This window comes from Heyndrickxia ginsengihumi (assembly GCF_011008565.1).
In the GTDB taxonomy this organism is placed as follows: domain Bacteria; phylum Bacillota; class Bacilli; order Bacillales; family Bacillaceae_C; genus Weizmannia; species Weizmannia ginsengihumi.
The window spans coordinates 104,093-119,725 of the sequence record NZ_JAAIWK010000001.1 but is presented as its reverse complement, the minus strand read 5'-3'; the positions used below and the strand labels follow the sequence as shown (position 1 = coordinate 119,725).

Here is a 15,633-nt window from a genome sequence, read left to right as displayed (position 1 = left end):
ATTTCCTCGGAGAAAGGTGGAATATTCTATGGGGTTTGAACAATTGGATTCATCCAAGTTAAAAAAGTTTCAAAGAAAAGTCACCCTTCTATCGGCTGCAGGAACATTCCTTGATGGCTTTGATCTAACAATTATTGCTGTAGCAATGCCGCTTATACTGGAAAAATGGGATGTCGGTCCGGGATTACAAGGAATTATTACCTCAGCTGCTGTCATAGGAGCATTAATAGGAGCGATATTGTTAGGAAATCTGACAGATAAGTTTGGCAGAAAGGCAATGTATGTTGTCGATTTGTTAGCATTTGTTGTTTTTGCAGCACTAACTGCCTGTTCTCAAAGTGTATGGCAACTCATGTTATTTCGATTTCTATTAGGAATAGGCATAGGGGCTGATTATCCGATCTCAGCCACCCTTGTTTCAGAATTTAGTCCTACTAAAAGCCGTGGGCAGCATAGCACATTTTTAGGAGCCGCATGGTTCGTAGGAGCGGTTGCTGCCTATTTAGTTGGTATTTTGCTCATTCCCCTTGGAGAAAACGCATGGCGTTATATGCTTTTATTAGGAGCAATTTTTGCACTTATTATTTTTTGCTTTAGAGTTACCCTACCAGAGTCTCCTAGATGGCTCGCTGCAAGAGGACGTGAAAAGGAAGCGGAAGACATAATGATGAAAGTTATAGGAGAAAAGGCTTCAATCAAGCCTTCAGGAAAAAATGTTCAACATATTAGTTATTTGTTTTCAAAAAGTTTTTTCCAAAGGACATTCTTTGTGTGCGGATTTTGGTTTTGTTATTCGGTTGCTTATTATGGAATTTCAATGTATACACCTACGATATTGAAATCTTTTTCTAATGGATCACAAATAAGTACATATATTGGGGCTGGGACCATTAGTGTACTTGGTTTAATAGGGGCGCTATTAGGATTTAATCTTGTTGAAAGAATTGGTAGAAGACCATTGATTCTTATATCATTTTTAGGATTAACAGGTTCATTAGTCATTTTAGCAATAAACAATCATCCTACGATGCTATTTTTAGTTGTTCTATTTAGCTTGGCGGTACTATTTGCTAATATGGGCGCAGGGATACTCAATTTTGTCTATCCAACAGAATTATTTCCAACAGGTATTCGAGCAAGCGCATCTGGTCTAGCTACTGCTGTAAGTCGTGCTGGTTCTGTAATGGGGATTTTTATCTTTCCGCAACTTGTTATTTTATGGGGAAATAGTAAGGCGCTTTGGTTTTTTGCTGTAATTAGTTTGATAGGACTAATGATTTCAATGGTGCTGGCTCCAGAGACAAAAGGAATGAATTTAGAAGAGCTTAGTGATGAGAATCAGCATTCAAATTTCAATGAGACAATGGCGGGTGAAAATAATGAAACAATGGCTTAGCATTTGGTCTTTAGGTCAAAAAAGAAGTTTGAAAGAATTCGAGGAAATTAAGGAGGCTGGTTTTGAAGGGGTGGAAATATGGGCAGAACATTTAAGAGCTGTTGAATACTTAAACTTTGCAGCATACCATGAATTGGAAATTGGTCTTCATTTACCTTTCCATGATCTAAATGTAGCCACTCCCGATCCGATTATTGAAGACCGAATGTTTTCTATCATGTTTGAATGGATAGAACGTCTTGCAGAATATGGCGGACACCATGCTACTCTTCATGGAGGCTATGCCTGGGCTTCTGAAGACCGTGAAGAAACTATAATAAGGGTGAAGGAAAGGATTTCACTTTTACGTAAAAAGGCTAAACAAAACAACGTAGAACTACTGTTGGAAAATTTAATTCCAGACTCCTTAAATTATTGTCATTATATCGCCTCAAATGTTCATGAATGGCTTGACCTAATTCATGATACGAATGTTAAAGCCTGTTTAGATATTGGCCATTTGGCTGTAATGGGGGAAGACCCTGAAGAAACAATTTGCAAGCTAGGAAACGACTTAGCAGCCATTCATTTATCTGACAATGATTGTCTTTCAGATTTGCATTTGCTTCCAGGTGATGGAAAAAATGTGTCAAAGTCATTATTAAATCTGCTTCATCATTTTAGTGGACCCATTATATATGAAATAAACCCATATAAATATACATTAAAGGATATTGTCGAATATATTACAATGAAAGAGAAAGTTTTATAGAAACGTGTTATAAAAGTTTAACTGTTATTGGATTTTAGAATGATAGACAGATTATAAGCGCTCCTTTTAATGATTTTAGATAAAACCTGCTTCTTGTTTTAGTAGGTGATGAAATCAGAAGCTCCGTTTCCCAATTGTTCTGTCCCCTCCAATTTTTGTTATAATAATAGTACCTATTATTGGAGGGGTTCTATTGTCACGTTTTGAATCTGCTAAAACAATTTTGCAAAAGTACTATGGTTATCAAGAATTTCGCAGTGGTCAATCAACGATTATTGAGCAAATTTTAAATGGTCAAGATACAGTGGGAATAATGCCAACTGGTGGGGGAAAGTCCATTTGCTACCAAATACCGGCATTACTTTTTGAGGGGGTCACGATCGTTGTTTCTCCTTTAATCTCACTAATGAAAGACCAAGTAGATGCATTGCGGAATATTGGGATTCCGGCTACATATATTAATAGTGCCTTAAATAGTGATGAAATTCATTATAGGCTATCAGAGGCCTCACGCGGCGCATTTAAACTAATTTATATTGCACCTGAGCGGTTAGAAACATCTTCATTTATTTCCTTATTACATCAAATTAATATATCCCTCATCGCAATTGATGAAGCACACTGTATTTCTCAATGGGGTCATGATTTCCGTCCAAGTTATTTATCGATTCAAAAGCTTATTCATCAATTTAACCCAAAACCAGTGATTCTTGCCTTAACCGCAACTGCAACTCCGCAAGTAAAAGATGATATTTGTCATCTATTAGGAATCAATAATGACAATTGTATTGTAACAGGATTTGCTAGAGAAAATTTGACATTTCGAGTGATCAAAGGGCAAGATCGGGATCAATTCATTTTCGACTATATTCAAAAGAATGTTAATCAAGCTGGAATTATTTATGCTGCGACAAGAAAAGAAGTTGAACGTTTATACGATCAATTAACTAGTAAAGGAATTTCAGCTGGTAAATATCATGCGGGTATGAATGATGCAGAACGGGATCATTTTCAAGAGCGTTTTCTTTTTGATGATGTATCAGTTATGGTAGCAACATCTGCCTTTGGAATGGGGATAGACAAATCCAATGTACGCTATGTTATTCATTATCATATACCTAAAAATATGGAGGCATATTACCAAGAAGCTGGGCGTGCCGGTCGAGATGGGGAAGAGAGTGAGTGTATTCTCTTGTTTGCAGCTCAAGATGTCCATATCCAAAAATTTCTTATTGACCAATCGGTGAATGAAGATAGGAAAGAACAGGAATACTCAAAGTTAAGAAAAATGATTGATTATTGTCATACCGAGGGTTGTTTTCAGCAATATATTTTGAAATATTTTGGTGAGACTGAGGCTGGCGAATGCGGGAAATGTGGGAATTGTACAGATCAACGAGAAAAAATCGATGTGACAAGAGAAGCGCAAATGGTGTTTTCATGTATTAAAAGAATGAATGAGCGCTTTGGCAAAACTTTTATTACAAAAGTTTTAACAGGGTCAAGAGATAAGAAGGTCATGCAATTTCATTTCCATAAATTGTCTACCTTTGGCATAATGAAGGATAGGACACAAAAAGAAATTAGTGAGTTCATTGATTTTCTAACTGCAGAAGGATACTTACGGCCAACAGATGGTACATATCCGGTGCTTTCTTTGACAAATAAAGCCATTAGCGTGTTGCGATCAGAACTAATTGTATTGAAGAAAGAAAAGATTCAAGCTAAGCAAATTGTAAAAGACGATGTCTTGTTTGAGCGATTAAGAGCATTAAGAAAACAAATTGCAGATCGTGAAAATATACCGCCGTACATCGTTTTCTCAGATCAGTCTCTTTCAGAAATGAGTTCGAAACTGCCAAATACGAAGGAACAGTTGTTAAGTGTGAAGGGTGTAGGACAGAGAAAGCTTGATCAATACGGAGATGATTTTTTACGAGTGATACAAGATTATATGGATGAACATGCAATTGAATCAAGCTCATTTTCATATACAAACAGTAAACAATTACGAGAAACGGGTTCATCCTCAAAGGAAAAAAGTCATCATATAACCTACAATATGCTGCAAGAAGGCCGTTCAATTCAGGAAATATCTGTTGAACGTAAGTTGACAATGCGAACTGTTGAAAATCATATTTTGAAATGTTCAGAGGAAGGGATGTTTATTCAATGGAATCAATTTATCCCTCAAGCCTATATTTCTCTCATTGAAGAAGCAGTAGCGCAAGCAGGAACAGAAAGATTGACGCCAATTAAAGAATTACTTCCGGATGAGGTTTCTTATTTTATGATTCAAGCATTTTTACAAGAGAAGAAGGTAAGCAAGATGTAATGTCGTTTGACAAACGAAACCAATAAGAAGGGTGGAAATATCATGATGAGATGTATTGCGTCCGATATGGATGGTACTCTACTAAATTCAAAACAAAAAATAAGCCCGGCAAATCGTGATGCCATCAAGCTAGCTATAGAAGAGGGGATCAAATTTGTCATTGTAACAGGACGATCGTATATAGAAGCGAAAGAAGTGTTGGATGAAGTAGGGATCAACTGTCCGGTTATTGGTTTAAACGGAGCGGAAGTTAGGAATGAAGCAGGAGAGGTTGTTTATACGAATTTACTCAACCCCGAGACTGCTTTGAATGTGTCGAAGTTTCTTAATGAATTAAACATTTATCATGAATTTTTTACAAATAAAGGTTTACTTACAGAAGATTATCAAGCCAGCATTGAAATACTTGTCGATATTTTCAAAACTGCTAATCCTGAAATATCTGAAGAAGAGATACGCAATCATGTTAAAAATCGTGGAATTACTCGAAATATCCGCAATTTTAGTGATGTTGGAGATGTATTTAAGGACCCAACTATTAAATTTTATAAAATCCTCGCTTTTGATAAAAATGATGCTCTTTATAAGGAAATTGGAAGTAAATTAGAACGTGCAATGGATCATATTAAGGTTACATCATCTGGTTTTAGTAATATTGAAATTAATCATATTTCTGCGCAAAAAGGGATTGCGCTAGAACGATTCTTAGATGAGCAGGGGATTTCATTGCAAGATACAATGGCAATTGGAGATAATTTTAATGATGTATCGATGTTGACAAAAGTTGGTTATTCTTTTGCTATGGGAAATGCAGAAGAAGATGTGAAACAAATTTGTAAGTTTGAAACGACCCGAAATGATGAAGATGGTGTTGCAAAAGCGATTCACACGTTTTTAGAAATGAGTAAAATGAAAAGGATCTGACGTATGTCTGACCCTTTTTGTTGTGCGCCCGGCATGGGTGCAGTTTCTAGGGTGAAAGTCCCGAGCCATGAAGGCAGTAGTAGTGGTTAGCTTAACGCAATGGTGTCCGCGGTGACGCGGAATCTGAAGGAAGCGAGCGACAAACCTCCGGTCTGAGGAACACGAACTTCATATAAGGCTAGGTACCATTGGATGAGTTTGCAACACAAAACAAAGTCCTTACTGCCGAAGGTGGTACAGAGTAAATGAAGCAGATAGATGGAGGGAAAGAATGTACTATAAAGGATTTTCAAGAGGAAAACATTGTCTTATTGTGTAGAGAGCGCTGTTTGTCGTAGAAAATCAACGACGATCAGCGCTCTTTTCGTTTCCAAAAAGGAGACCACAAGACAATGAAAAAAAAGCTATCACTATCATAACAAGTGAAGAAACATATAAAAATCTGTCTACGTTTGATGACATAAATCAGCTCAATGAAACGGTTCGAGCTTACAAAAAACAATTTGCTGACGAGCTAAATCAAACATGTTTAGCAGTATTGGATTTATTACATAGGTATAGCGCGAAATATACAGGGGTCAGTTTCCTTCGAAAAAACCAAATAGGGGATTTAATAGGCAAAAGCCGTAGAACCGCTATACGGGCCTGCAGACGCCTTGAAGAGTTGGGTATCATTCGTCAATATGAAATGAAGCGTTCATCTGATATGCGGCAAACATCAAATGCTATTGTTGTTCAACCTATACATATTGAAGTTGTCACACAAGAAAAAAATGAACTATGAAAACTGGGATTCCCTTCGGGGAGCTTTGAGAACAGGTAGCTATCAACCTTCTCCTGTTCGCCGTGTCGAAATCCCAAACCAAGCGGTGGGGTAAGGCTCCTAGGCATACCAACTGTGACAGGCCGTTTCATTCAGCAGGCAATTGCCCAAGTGTTAAGCCCTCAACCTTTTCTGAAAACAGCTATGGGTTCCGAGCTAACAGGAGTGCGCATGATGCGATAAGAAAGGCAAAAGGTTATATCAAAGAGGGTTACCGCTGGGTAATTGATATGGACTTAGAGAAGTTCTTTGATAAGGTCAATCATGACAAATTGATGGGAATATTCGCCAAAAAGAGAGTTGAAGACCGCATACTTCTCAAACTAATCCGAAAATCTCTTCAATCAGGTGTAATGCTTAATGGGGTCGGACAATCAACGGAGGAAGGCACTCCGCAAGGGGGACCTCTCAGTCCTCTCCTTTCAAACATAATTCTTGATAAATTAGATGAAGAATTGGAAGTAAGAGGGCATAAGTTTGTTCGGTATGCGGACGACTGCAACATTTATGTCAAGTCATTAAAAGCAGGAGAACGTGTAATGGAATCCATTACAACATTTATCGAGCAGAAACTAAAATTGAGGGTGAACAGGGATAAGTCAGCAGTAGACCGCCCGTGGAAACGGAAATTTCTCGGTTTCAGCTTTACTTGGAATAAAGAAACGAAGGTGCGAATTGCTAAACAAAACATCAAACGCTTTAAGACAAAGATTCGAGAAATTACTTCGCGGTCAAGACCTATTCCACTGGAAATAAGAATAGAAATGTTAAACCGTTATCTAACAGGATGGTGCGGATACTCCGCTTTAGATGATACTCCAAGCAAATTCAAAGAATTCGATGATTGGATAAGAAGAAGGTTCAGAATGTGCGAATGGAAACAGTGGAAGATGTCTAAGACTAGAGTTAGAAAACTAATTAGTTTAGGCGTCCCTGATTACAAAGCGAATGAATGGGGCAACTCCAGAAAGAAATATTGGAGAATTGCCTGTAGCCCAAGCCCAATACTACACAAAACCCTCGATAACTCCTATTGGAGTAAACGAGGGTTGAGAAGTCTATATAATCGTTATGAAATTCTACGTCAATCTTAATAGAACCGCCGTATACCGAACGGTACGTACGGTGGTGTGAGAGGTCGGGGGTTATTCACCCCCTCCTACTCGCTTCTGCTCCAGGGGGTTGCTTTCCGCGGGCGGTCTTGATCTTACAGCAGTTTGCCATCTACCCGCGGAAATTAGTTTGATGAATGATGAAGTGAACAATCATATAGATTAGAAACAAGATGAATATTATTATTATTGCACGCGATCATTCTCCCAATCATATGACCAAAAGCGTTCGTACTGCAGCCATTTTATCGTTTCGGGATCTTCGTTTTTTAATTTTTCTTCCCGTTCTGTTAGCATCCAGCCCGTTTGTGAAATATGGGCTTTCATTGCACCTAGTTTTTGTTCTCTTACTGCACTGACATCATTTATAATATCTGGTTGGCCAATTTCTTGTTCGTGATTGTTAGAAAAAGCAACACAGTGTAGCTTTGGACGTTTTTCTACCGGCAATTGTCTAATAGCGCGGACAACAGCTCTCCCCGTTGCTTCATGGTCGGGATGAACAGAGTACCCTGGATAAAAGGTAATAACAAGTGATGGATTAAGTTCTTTAATAAGATCACTTACCATGTTTGTCAATTTCGTATCATCTTCAAATTCTACTGTTTTATCGCGTAATCCCATCATTCGCAAATCTTTGATGCCCATTACAGCCGCCGCCTCTTGCAGCTCTTTCTTGCGGATATGTGGAAGGGATTCCCTAGTAGCAAATGGGGGATTTCCAAGGTTTCTCCCCATTTCCCCTAAAGTAAGACAAGCATAGGTAACAGGGGTGCCTTGTTTAATATGAGTGGAAATTGTTCCGGATACTCCGAAGGCCTCGTCATCTGGGTGGGGGAAAATAACTAAAACTTGACGTTCTTTGTCCATTATATTCAGCTCCTTCCTTATTCGAACGGTGTTTTACTTAGCTCTAAAGCTACAGCGAGCTTTCCATCATAACCATGGCCGGCAAATAATAGGCGGCCTAATTCATCTACCTCAAAATGGGTGAGTCCTTCTGCATAGATCCAGCCGAATTCCATCTTTAAACCGATTCTATACGGGCCATCTCCAGCAAGTTTTCCGTGTTCATAAGAAACTTTTGCATTGCGGATATATGCTCCTGCTGAAAAAAAAGACTCATTTACATGTGAGGCATATGCTCCATTAGTTGTCTCTAAATGTAGATACAGCTCTTGATTGGCAAATTGGTCAATTAGCTTTTGAACTTCTAATCGTTTTATAGGCTCCACAAGAAAACCTCCTCTCCTATTGATTTCATTATACAAAAAAGGGTAAAAAACTGCCAAAATGAAAGATGAAAGGTCAGACACAAAATGGATGTCTGACCCTAATAAGGTTTGTTACAAGAAATTAAGATAACTGTTCTTTTGAAACAAAACGTGTATAAGCCCCATGCATAACAGGACCAACGAATTGATTTAATTTAAAACCGTGCTCGATAGCGGCATGGACAAAGTCTTTTGCAACAATAACAGCAGCTTCGACAGTATTGCCTTTTGCAAGTTGGGCAGTAATTGCTGCAGCAAATGTGCAGCCAGCGCCATGGTTATAAGTTGTATCAACTTTATCTGATTCAAGCAGGCGGAAGCTTTGACCATTATAGAACAAGTCAACAGCCTTTTCGTGTTGAAGCTGCTTTCCGCCTTTAATGACAACATTTTTAGCACCTAATTCATGAATTTTGACTGCTGCTTCTTTCATATCGTCAATTGTTTTAATTGGACTAGTCTGTGCTAATTGCCATGCTTCAAAAAGGTTTGGTGTAACAACGGTTGCACGTGGTAATAATAATTCACGCATAGCATCTGTATTTTCAGGTTGAAGCACTTCATCTTCACCTTTACATACCATAACAGGATCAATGACTACTTTACTGAGGTTGTATTCATCTATTTTCCGTGCAGCTAGCTCAATAATATCAACAGATCCTAGCATGCCCGTTTTCATTGCATCAATTCCAACTGAAAGAATCGTCTCTAATTGTGGCTCAACTGTTTTTACATCAATTGGAAATACGTTATGATGCCAGTTATTTTTTGGATCCATAGCAACAATAGATGTAATGGCTGACATTCCATAGACGCCAAGTTCCTGAAATGTTTTCAAATCAGCTTGAAGTCCAGCACCACCACTTGAGTCCGAACCAGCAAGTGTAAATGTTTTCTTTAAACTCATAACGCACATCTCCTTAAGGTAACAATATTGGCATTGCACTTTTTAGAATATCTTACTACAAGAAAAAATACAATTAGTTGACAGACGAACAATGATAGTATGCAATATACATATAAGAGAATTTCGCTTCAAAGGTTCGAAAATGTATGAAATATGTGTTTTGAAAGATAGAAAGGACTATGATCAGCATGACAGTTGTTTTGAAAAATGATTGGGGGCCATTACTAGAAGCTGAATTTCAAAAACCCTACTATTTAAAACTAAGAGAGTTTTTAAAGAGAGAATATGCAACAAAAACCGTTTATCCTAATATGTATAATATTTTTAATGCTTTTCACTTTACGGACTATAGTAATGTGAAAGTACTGCTATTAGGGCAAGATCCTTATCATGGACCGAATCAAGCGCACGGGCTAAGTTTTTCTGTTCAACCTGGAGTTCCCTTGCCTCCTTCATTGCGAAATATTTTTAAAGAATTGTATGATGATATAGGGTGTAAGATCCCGCAGCATGGATATTTGAAAAGTTGGGCGCAACAAGGTGTTATGCTACTAAACACCGTTTTAACAGTGAGGGAAGGAGAAGCTCATTCCCACCGAGGGATGGGATGGGAAATCTTTACTGATGAAGTGATTAGAAAAATTAATCAGAAAGAGACACCGGTTATTTTTTTACTTTGGGGGAGGCCTGCTCAAAGTAAATTGAATTTAATCGACACGAACCGCCATTATGTGATTACTTCTCCTCATCCAAGTCCGTTATCTGCCAATCGCGGCTTCTTTGGCAGTCGGCCATTCTCAAAAGTAAACCGGATTTTAACAACGCTAGGTGAAAAGGAAATAGATTGGGAACTCCCTGAAACGATTTAAATGCTTGTAATGTTACTATTACGAATAGATCGAAGTGACCTTCTGCGGGATCAGTGCGTCCATGCGGGCTGCACAGCCATAGCTGAGGTCTCGTGAAAGTCAAATCTTTGAAGCGGAAATCACCCAAACCAAAAAATGTAATTTATATCAACAAGTTGCTGTAGTTGAATATCTTTACTATTCCTGAATATATGCTATACTTTTAAGTAAATTTTGAATTGAATATTGAATTTCACTAGGGGAGCCTTTGGCTGAGATTGAACAGTATGTTCTAAACCCTTTGAACCTGAACTGGATTATACCAGCGGAGGGAAGATGAATGGATATTTGTGTCATGTATAATGACGGATGATGCGATTTCAAACCTGCTCTTTTCTCTGGAAATGAGCAGGTTTTTTCTTTTGTTATGAAATTTGAATACTATGGAAAATAATCATTCAGCAAAAGGGGCACATTGCGGGCCGACTCATTACTCGTAACGTTATATTGTTAGATGGAATGAGTTTTGTTCAATCTATTACAAAACTCTGTTTGCAACTTTACTAGCAGGTTTGAAGGAGGCAGAACTTACATGAAAGGAAGGGGAGATAGACGTGCTGACGAACGAGCTTGAAGAGAGAATTTCGATTGAAATAGAGTCTAGAAAAGAGGAGCTGCTAGATTTATTAAAAGAACTTGTGCGATTCCGAACAGTAAGCCCACCTGCACGAAATACAAATGATATACAGCACTTTATTCAGGGTTATTTAGAACGCATGAATTTTCAGACAGATAAATGGTTCGTATACCCTAATGATCCAAATGTGGTTGGTCTTTTACGTGGAAAGTCTCCTGAGCATTATAATAGTTTAATTATTAATGGCCATGTTGATGTTGCTGAAATTGGAGATGAACAAGAGTGGATGTCTCCTCCTTTTGTTGCACAGCAGCAAGGTTCCTATATTTATGGACGTGGAGTAGCAGATATGAAGGGCGGAATAGCTGGAGCGCTGATTGCAATGAAAGTTCTGCAGGAGCTTGGAGTAACACTTCATGGAGATTTGCAATTTCAGTCTGTGATCGGAGAAGAGGTAGGAGAAGCGGGGACTTTAGCTTGTATAGAAAGAGGATATACAGCTGATTTTGCCGTCGTTACGGACACAAGTGATTTACATATTCAAGGACAAGGCGGGGTCATTACTGGTTGGATCATAATAGAAAGCAAAGATATTTATCATGATGGAATACGTGGGAAAATGATTCATGCTGGCGGTGGAATGAAAGGTGCAAGTGCGATAGAAAAAATGATGAAAATCATTGCTGGATTGCAAGAGTTGGAGCGTCACTGGGCAGTAACTAAAAGTTATGAAGGATTCCCTCCTGGAACAAACACCATTAATCCAGCTGTCATTGAAGGGGGAAGACATGCGGCTTTCGTCGCAGATCGCTGTGCTTTATGGATTACTGTTCATTTCTATCCGAATGAAGATTACGAAGAGATAGTAAAAGAAATAGAACAGCATCTTTACGCAGTAGCATCAGCGGATCCATGGTTAAAAGATAATCCTCCGAAATTTGTTTGGGGTGGGAAATCAATGATTGAAGATCGAGGTGAAATATTCCCATCTTTGGAAATTGATGCTGATCACCCAGGGACGCGCAGTCTCATCAATGTGTATGAACATCTATTGACTGAAACGCCAACAATTGAAATGTCAACATCGGTTACAGATGGCGGCTGGTTTGGAAAGGCAAATATTCCTGCTGTTATTTTTGGGCCGGGTAAATTAGAGGACGCTCATGCTGTCAATGAAAAATTAGATATCCAGCAATTAGTAAACTTCACAAAAGTGTTGGCTCTGTTTATTGTTCAATGGTGTAATACGAAAAAGGGGGAGTAGCTATGAAATTTTCACAATTACTGTATGATAATGTCCAAGAAATATGGGAGAAAACGCATCATCATCCTTTTATTAATGGCTTGGGTGCAGGTAATCTTTCTGTTGAATACTTCATTCGATATATGAAGCAGGACTATATCTTTCTAATCGATTACGCTAAATTGTTTGCATTTGCTTCAGCTAAAGCAACTGATTTAGAGACGATGGGGGCTTTTGCAAAATTACTTAATGAAACGTTGCATGGAGAAATGGAATTACATCGCCAATATGCTGCAAAGTTTAGTATTACGAATGAACAACTTGTTGCAACTAGAGCAACACCAATTAATTTAGCATACACACGTTATATGTTGACAGTTGCACAGAATGGCTCTTTAGCGGAGTTGGTTTCGGCATTATTACCTTGTATGTGGAGTTATTGGGAAATTGGAAAAATGCTTGTTGCGAACTATCCGGGTTCAGACGAGCATCCGTTATATGGGGAATGGATTCGTATGTATTCCTCTGAAGAATTCGGTTCATTAGCGACTTGGCTTATTGACTTACTAGACAAACTAACAGAAGGAAAACCGAAGCGAGAGCTGCAGGAGCTAGAGCAGCATTTCCTCACTACCTCCCGATATGAATATATGTTTTGGAATATGGTGTATAAGGGAGATGATTGGCCTGTCTAATAATATTTTATCTATACATGATCTTACATTCTCCTTTCAGCATGGCCGGGGGAAGACGGCAATTTTCAATAAGCTTAGTATGCATGTTAATACTGGAGAATTTGTCTCTATTATTGGTGCAAGCGGTTCAGGTAAAAGTACCCTTTTTCGTTTAATTGCTGGTTTGCTGGAGCAAAATTCAGGTGATATTCAACTTAACGGTGAAAGAATTGTGAATCGCTTAGGAACGGTAGGGTATATGCCGCAAAAAGATTTACTGCTGCCATGGAAAACAGTGCTTGAGAATGTTTTATTGCCTTTAGAGATTTCTAAAGTCCCAAAGCAAAAGAAAATGTCAGAGATTAAAGAGTGGTTATCACGTTTCGGCTTAACTTCATATGAACATGCTTATCCACACGAGCTATCCGGAGGTATGAGGCAGCGTGTTGCTTTTTTAAGGACGATTATTGCAGGAAGAGAGTTAATATTGTTAGACGAGCCATTTGGCGCCCTTGATGCTTTAACAAAACGGAATATGCATAAGTGGTTGCTTGAGTTATGGGGTGAGCTGCAAAAAACTGTGTTGTTTATTACACATGATTTAGAAGAAGCGATTTTATTGAGCGACAGAATTTATTTATTGCCAAGCGGAGAAAGCCAAAAGATTCAAGAAGTGCATGTGGACTTGCCAAGGCCAAGAAGATCGGAAATCGTTTATCAACAAGAGTTTATCGAGTTGAGAAAAAATTTGGAGTGTTTGATTCATGATAAAACATAAACTAAAAAAATGGTTTCAACAATATGGTTTATTTATACTTTTTATCATTATAGTGCTTATGATCTGGCAGGTTGTAGTTCAAAAAAATGTTATTCCTTCTTTTATTTTACCTGCACCTTCTGCTATTTGGACGGCGCTTATAGACAATCAACAGTTGTTATTTGCAGTACACTTACCAGTCACGCTTGAGGAAGTATTGATAGGATTTGTTTGTTCTGTTCTCGGTGGTGTATTACTAGGTACTGCTATGCATTTTTCGAAAACAGTCGAAAAAATATGCTATCCTCTTCTTGTTATATCGCAAACAGTTCCATTGATTGCTATTTCACCAATTTTTATGATGTGGTTCGGCTATTCTATTTGGAGCAAAGTTGCTGTTACAATATTAACGGCATTTTTTCCAATCGCAATTAGTACATACGACGGATTAAAATCTACGAATGAAGAATATCGCGAATTATTGTTAACAATGGGAGCAAATCGCTGGGATATTTTTAAAAAAATTCAAATTCCAATTGCTTTGCCAAACATGTTATCTGGTTTGAAAATGTCTGTTGTTTATTGCGTTGTTGGGGCAACGATAGGTGAGTGGCTTGGTGCCAGTGCCGGCTTAGGTTATTTCAGTAGAAGAATGTCTGGAACAATGCAGGCGGATGCTCTATTTGCTGCTGTCTTTTTGCTTTCTCTACTAGGCATTCTATTGTTTTTATTAATCCATTTGCTAGAAAAGCAAATATTAAAAAAAAGATTTCGATAATAATAGGGGGAAAACTGATGAAGAGATTACTAGTGATGATGCTTTGTTCAATGCTGCTTATTCTTACTGGATGCAGCGGTGGGAATCAACATAGTCAGTCAACGGGGAATCATAAATTACAAAAGGTTACAATTATGCTTGACTGGTATCCGAATGCAGTACATTCCTTTCTTTATGTAGCGAAGGAAAAGGGATATTTTAAAGAACAAGGCTTAGATGTAGATATTAAAATGCCTGCGGATACGAATGATCCGTTAAAAATGGTTGCCGCAAATCAAATTGATATTGCTTTAAGCTACCAGCCAGAAGTGTTAGTAGCACGCGGCCAACATATTCCAGTACAGTCATTTGCTGCTATTGTACGCCATCCGCTTAACACTTTAATGGTTCCAGCGAAAGGCTCTGTTCAATCACCAAAAGATTTAGCAGGTAAAACAGTGGGTTATCCATCGGTTCCTTTAGATGAAGCGATTGTCGACACGATGGTGAAATCTGATGGTGGAAATCCTAAAAAAGTAAAGATGGTCGATGTTGGCTGGGATTTAATTCCGGCAATGGCCAGAAATAAAACGAATGGACTTATTGGCGGCTATATCAATCATGAAGAGCTTCTATTGGAAAAAGAAGGACATCCGATGAAGGCATTCAGCCCAACAGAATATGGTGTTCCTGACTATTATGAACTCGTTTTTGTTGCCAGCGAAAAAGCGTTAAAACAAAAGAAAGATATGTATAAAAAATTTATGGCAGCGGCGTCAAAAGGACAACAATATGTAAAAAATCATCCGAAGCAGAGTCTAAATATATTATTAAAACATGAAGAAAAATCTGCACCATTAGATAAGCAAGTTGAAACAAAAAGCTTGAACATTCTTTTGCCATTGATGGATGCGAAGAAACAGCCGTTTGGTTACCAAGACGCAAACACATGGAAAAAGGTCGGGGACTGGTTATACCAACAAAAATTGTTAAAGTCGAAGATTGATACGAAAAGTGCTTATGTGAATTTAGATTGAAGAAGGTTGAAAGCAGGAAAATCCGACATGTTCCACGTGAAACATGTCGGATTTTTGTGTTAAAGCGAGTAAATATTATGAGAATCTGTCGATTTGTTCAAAATGATAGAGTTTAGAGAGAAACAGTGACAACTGAATATTCCATAAATAGACAATAT

General features: G+C 38.2%; 14 protein-coding genes, 1 pseudogene and 1 riboswitch. Of the genes and pseudogenes, 12 read left to right on the top strand and 3 right to left on the bottom strand.

Features of this window, described 5'->3' with window-relative positions:
• Window positions 1-28 precede the first annotated feature (28 nt).
• The 6 genes and pseudogenes from G4D61_RS00565 to ltrA form a co-directional block, all read left to right on the top strand.
• On the top strand, window positions 29-1,396 hold the full coding sequence (locus G4D61_RS00565; protein WP_025727459.1) for an MFS transporter: 1,368 nt from the start codon (window positions 29-31) through the stop codon (window positions 1,394-1,396).
• Window positions 1,380-2,147: a sugar phosphate isomerase/epimerase family protein gene (locus tag G4D61_RS00560; RefSeq protein WP_025727460.1), complete on the top strand. Its 768-nt coding sequence runs from the start codon at window positions 1,380-1,382 to the stop codon at window positions 2,145-2,147. The genes G4D61_RS00565 and G4D61_RS00560 overlap by 17 nt, the downstream gene beginning before the upstream one ends.
• A 193-nt stretch (window positions 2,148-2,340) precedes the next feature.
• The gene (recQ, locus tag G4D61_RS00555) at window positions 2,341-4,482 is read left to right on the top strand and encodes a DNA helicase RecQ (RefSeq protein WP_035352699.1); all 2,142 of its coding nucleotides are present in this window, start codon (window positions 2,341-2,343) and stop codon (window positions 4,480-4,482) included.
• Window positions 4,483-4,524: 42 nt separating this feature from the next.
• Complete coding sequence (locus G4D61_RS00550) at window positions 4,525-5,406, top strand: Cof-type HAD-IIB family hydrolase (protein ID WP_025727462.1); 882 nt, start codon at window positions 4,525-4,527, stop codon at window positions 5,404-5,406.
• Between the two features lie 325 nt (window positions 5,407-5,731).
• Window positions 5,732-6,190, top strand: coding sequence for a helix-turn-helix domain-containing protein (locus G4D61_RS18650; protein WP_496196985.1), 459 nt, complete (start codon window positions 5,732-5,734; stop codon window positions 6,188-6,190).
• Window positions 6,189-7,323: pseudogene (gene ltrA, locus G4D61_RS00545) on the top strand (group II intron reverse transcriptase/maturase); the annotation flags it as partial. The gene G4D61_RS18650 and the pseudogene ltrA, both read left to right, overlap by 2 nt.
• Before the next feature lie 204 nt (window positions 7,324-7,527).
• Here ltrA and bshB2 read toward each other — a convergent pair.
• The 3 genes from bshB2 to pdxK all read right to left on the bottom strand — a co-directional run bounded on the left by bshB2 (window position 7,528) and on the right by pdxK (window position 9,522).
• On the bottom strand, window positions 7,528-8,211 hold the full coding sequence (gene bshB2 / locus G4D61_RS00540) for a bacillithiol biosynthesis deacetylase BshB2 (protein WP_025727588.1): 684 nt from the start codon (window positions 8,209-8,211) through the stop codon (window positions 7,528-7,530).
• Between the two features lie 17 nt (window positions 8,212-8,228).
• Window positions 8,229-8,567, bottom strand: coding sequence for a YojF family protein (locus G4D61_RS00535; protein ID WP_422723619.1), 339 nt, complete (start codon window positions 8,565-8,567; stop codon window positions 8,229-8,231).
• A 130-nt stretch (window positions 8,568-8,697) separates the two neighbouring features.
• On the bottom strand, window positions 8,698-9,522 hold the full coding sequence (gene pdxK / locus G4D61_RS00530; RefSeq protein WP_163172992.1) for a pyridoxine/pyridoxal/pyridoxamine kinase: 825 nt from the start codon (window positions 9,520-9,522) through the stop codon (window positions 8,698-8,700).
• Window positions 9,523-9,710: 188 nt separating this feature from the next.
• Between pdxK and G4D61_RS00525 the strand changes: the two genes are divergently transcribed.
• The 6 genes from G4D61_RS00525 to G4D61_RS00500 all read left to right on the top strand — a co-directional run bounded on the left by G4D61_RS00525 (window position 9,711) and on the right by G4D61_RS00500 (window position 15,475).
• Complete coding sequence (locus tag G4D61_RS00525) at window positions 9,711-10,391, top strand: uracil-DNA glycosylase (RefSeq protein ID WP_035352744.1); 681 nt, start codon at window positions 9,711-9,713, stop codon at window positions 10,389-10,391.
• A gap of 227 nt (window positions 10,392-10,618) precedes the next feature.
• Window positions 10,619-10,722, top strand: a riboswitch (TPP riboswitch).
• A gap of 262 nt (window positions 10,723-10,984) precedes the next feature.
• Window positions 10,985-12,271: an acetylornithine deacetylase gene (locus G4D61_RS00520; protein WP_371316448.1), complete on the top strand. Its 1,287-nt coding sequence runs from the start codon at window positions 10,985-10,987 to the stop codon at window positions 12,269-12,271.
• 2 nt (window positions 12,272-12,273) lie between these two features.
• Window positions 12,274-12,945, top strand: coding sequence for a thiaminase II (gene tenA / locus G4D61_RS00515; RefSeq protein ID WP_025727593.1), 672 nt, complete (start codon window positions 12,274-12,276; stop codon window positions 12,943-12,945).
• The gene (locus G4D61_RS00510; protein ID WP_051476249.1) at window positions 12,929-13,702 is read left to right on the top strand and encodes an ABC transporter ATP-binding protein; all 774 of its coding nucleotides are present in this window, start codon (window positions 12,929-12,931) and stop codon (window positions 13,700-13,702) included. Before tenA ends, G4D61_RS00510 begins: the two co-directional genes overlap by 17 nt.
• Window positions 13,689-14,459 (top strand): ABC transporter permease, encoded by a 771-nt coding sequence (locus tag G4D61_RS00505; protein WP_035348391.1) that lies wholly within the window; start codon window positions 13,689-13,691, stop codon window positions 14,457-14,459. The genes G4D61_RS00510 and G4D61_RS00505 overlap by 14 nt, the downstream gene beginning before the upstream one ends.
• 17 nt (window positions 14,460-14,476) lie before the next feature.
• Window positions 14,477-15,475 carry an ABC transporter substrate-binding protein gene (locus G4D61_RS00500; protein WP_035352695.1) on the top strand — a complete coding sequence of 333 codons (999 nt, stop codon included), beginning with the start codon at window positions 14,477-14,479 and terminating at the stop codon, window positions 15,473-15,475.
• The last annotated feature ends 158 nt before the right edge of the window (window positions 15,476-15,633 follow it).

Excerpts from the sequence above, each read along its gene's own strand:
- G4D61_RS00565 (WP_025727459.1), top strand. The coding sequence starts at position 29 with ATGGGGTTTGAACAATTGGATTCATCCAAGTTAAAAAAGTTTCAAAGA.
- G4D61_RS00560 (WP_025727460.1), top strand. The coding sequence starts at position 1,380 with ATGAAACAATGGCTTAGCATTTGGTCTTTAGGTCAAAAAAGAAGTTTG.
- G4D61_RS00550 (WP_025727462.1), top strand. The coding sequence starts at position 4,525 with ATGATGAGATGTATTGCGTCCGATATGGATGGTACTCTACTAAATTCA.
- bshB2 (WP_025727588.1), bottom strand. The coding sequence starts at position 8,211 with ATGGACAAAGAACGTCAAGTTTTAGTTATTTTCCCCCACCCAGATGAC.
- pdxK (WP_163172992.1), bottom strand. The coding sequence starts at position 9,522 with ATGAGTTTAAAGAAAACATTTACACTTGCTGGTTCGGACTCAAGTGGT.
- G4D61_RS00525 (WP_035352744.1), top strand. The coding sequence starts at position 9,711 with ATGACAGTTGTTTTGAAAAATGATTGGGGGCCATTACTAGAAGCTGAA.
- tenA (WP_025727593.1), top strand. The coding sequence starts at position 12,274 with ATGAAATTTTCACAATTACTGTATGATAATGTCCAAGAAATATGGGAG.
- G4D61_RS00510 (WP_051476249.1), top strand. The coding sequence starts at position 12,929 with ATGATTGGCCTGTCTAATAATATTTTATCTATACATGATCTTACATTC.
- G4D61_RS00505 (WP_035348391.1), top strand. The coding sequence starts at position 13,689 with ATGATAAAACATAAACTAAAAAAATGGTTTCAACAATATGGTTTATTT.
- G4D61_RS00500 (WP_035352695.1), top strand. The coding sequence starts at position 14,477 with ATGAAGAGATTACTAGTGATGATGCTTTGTTCAATGCTGCTTATTCTT.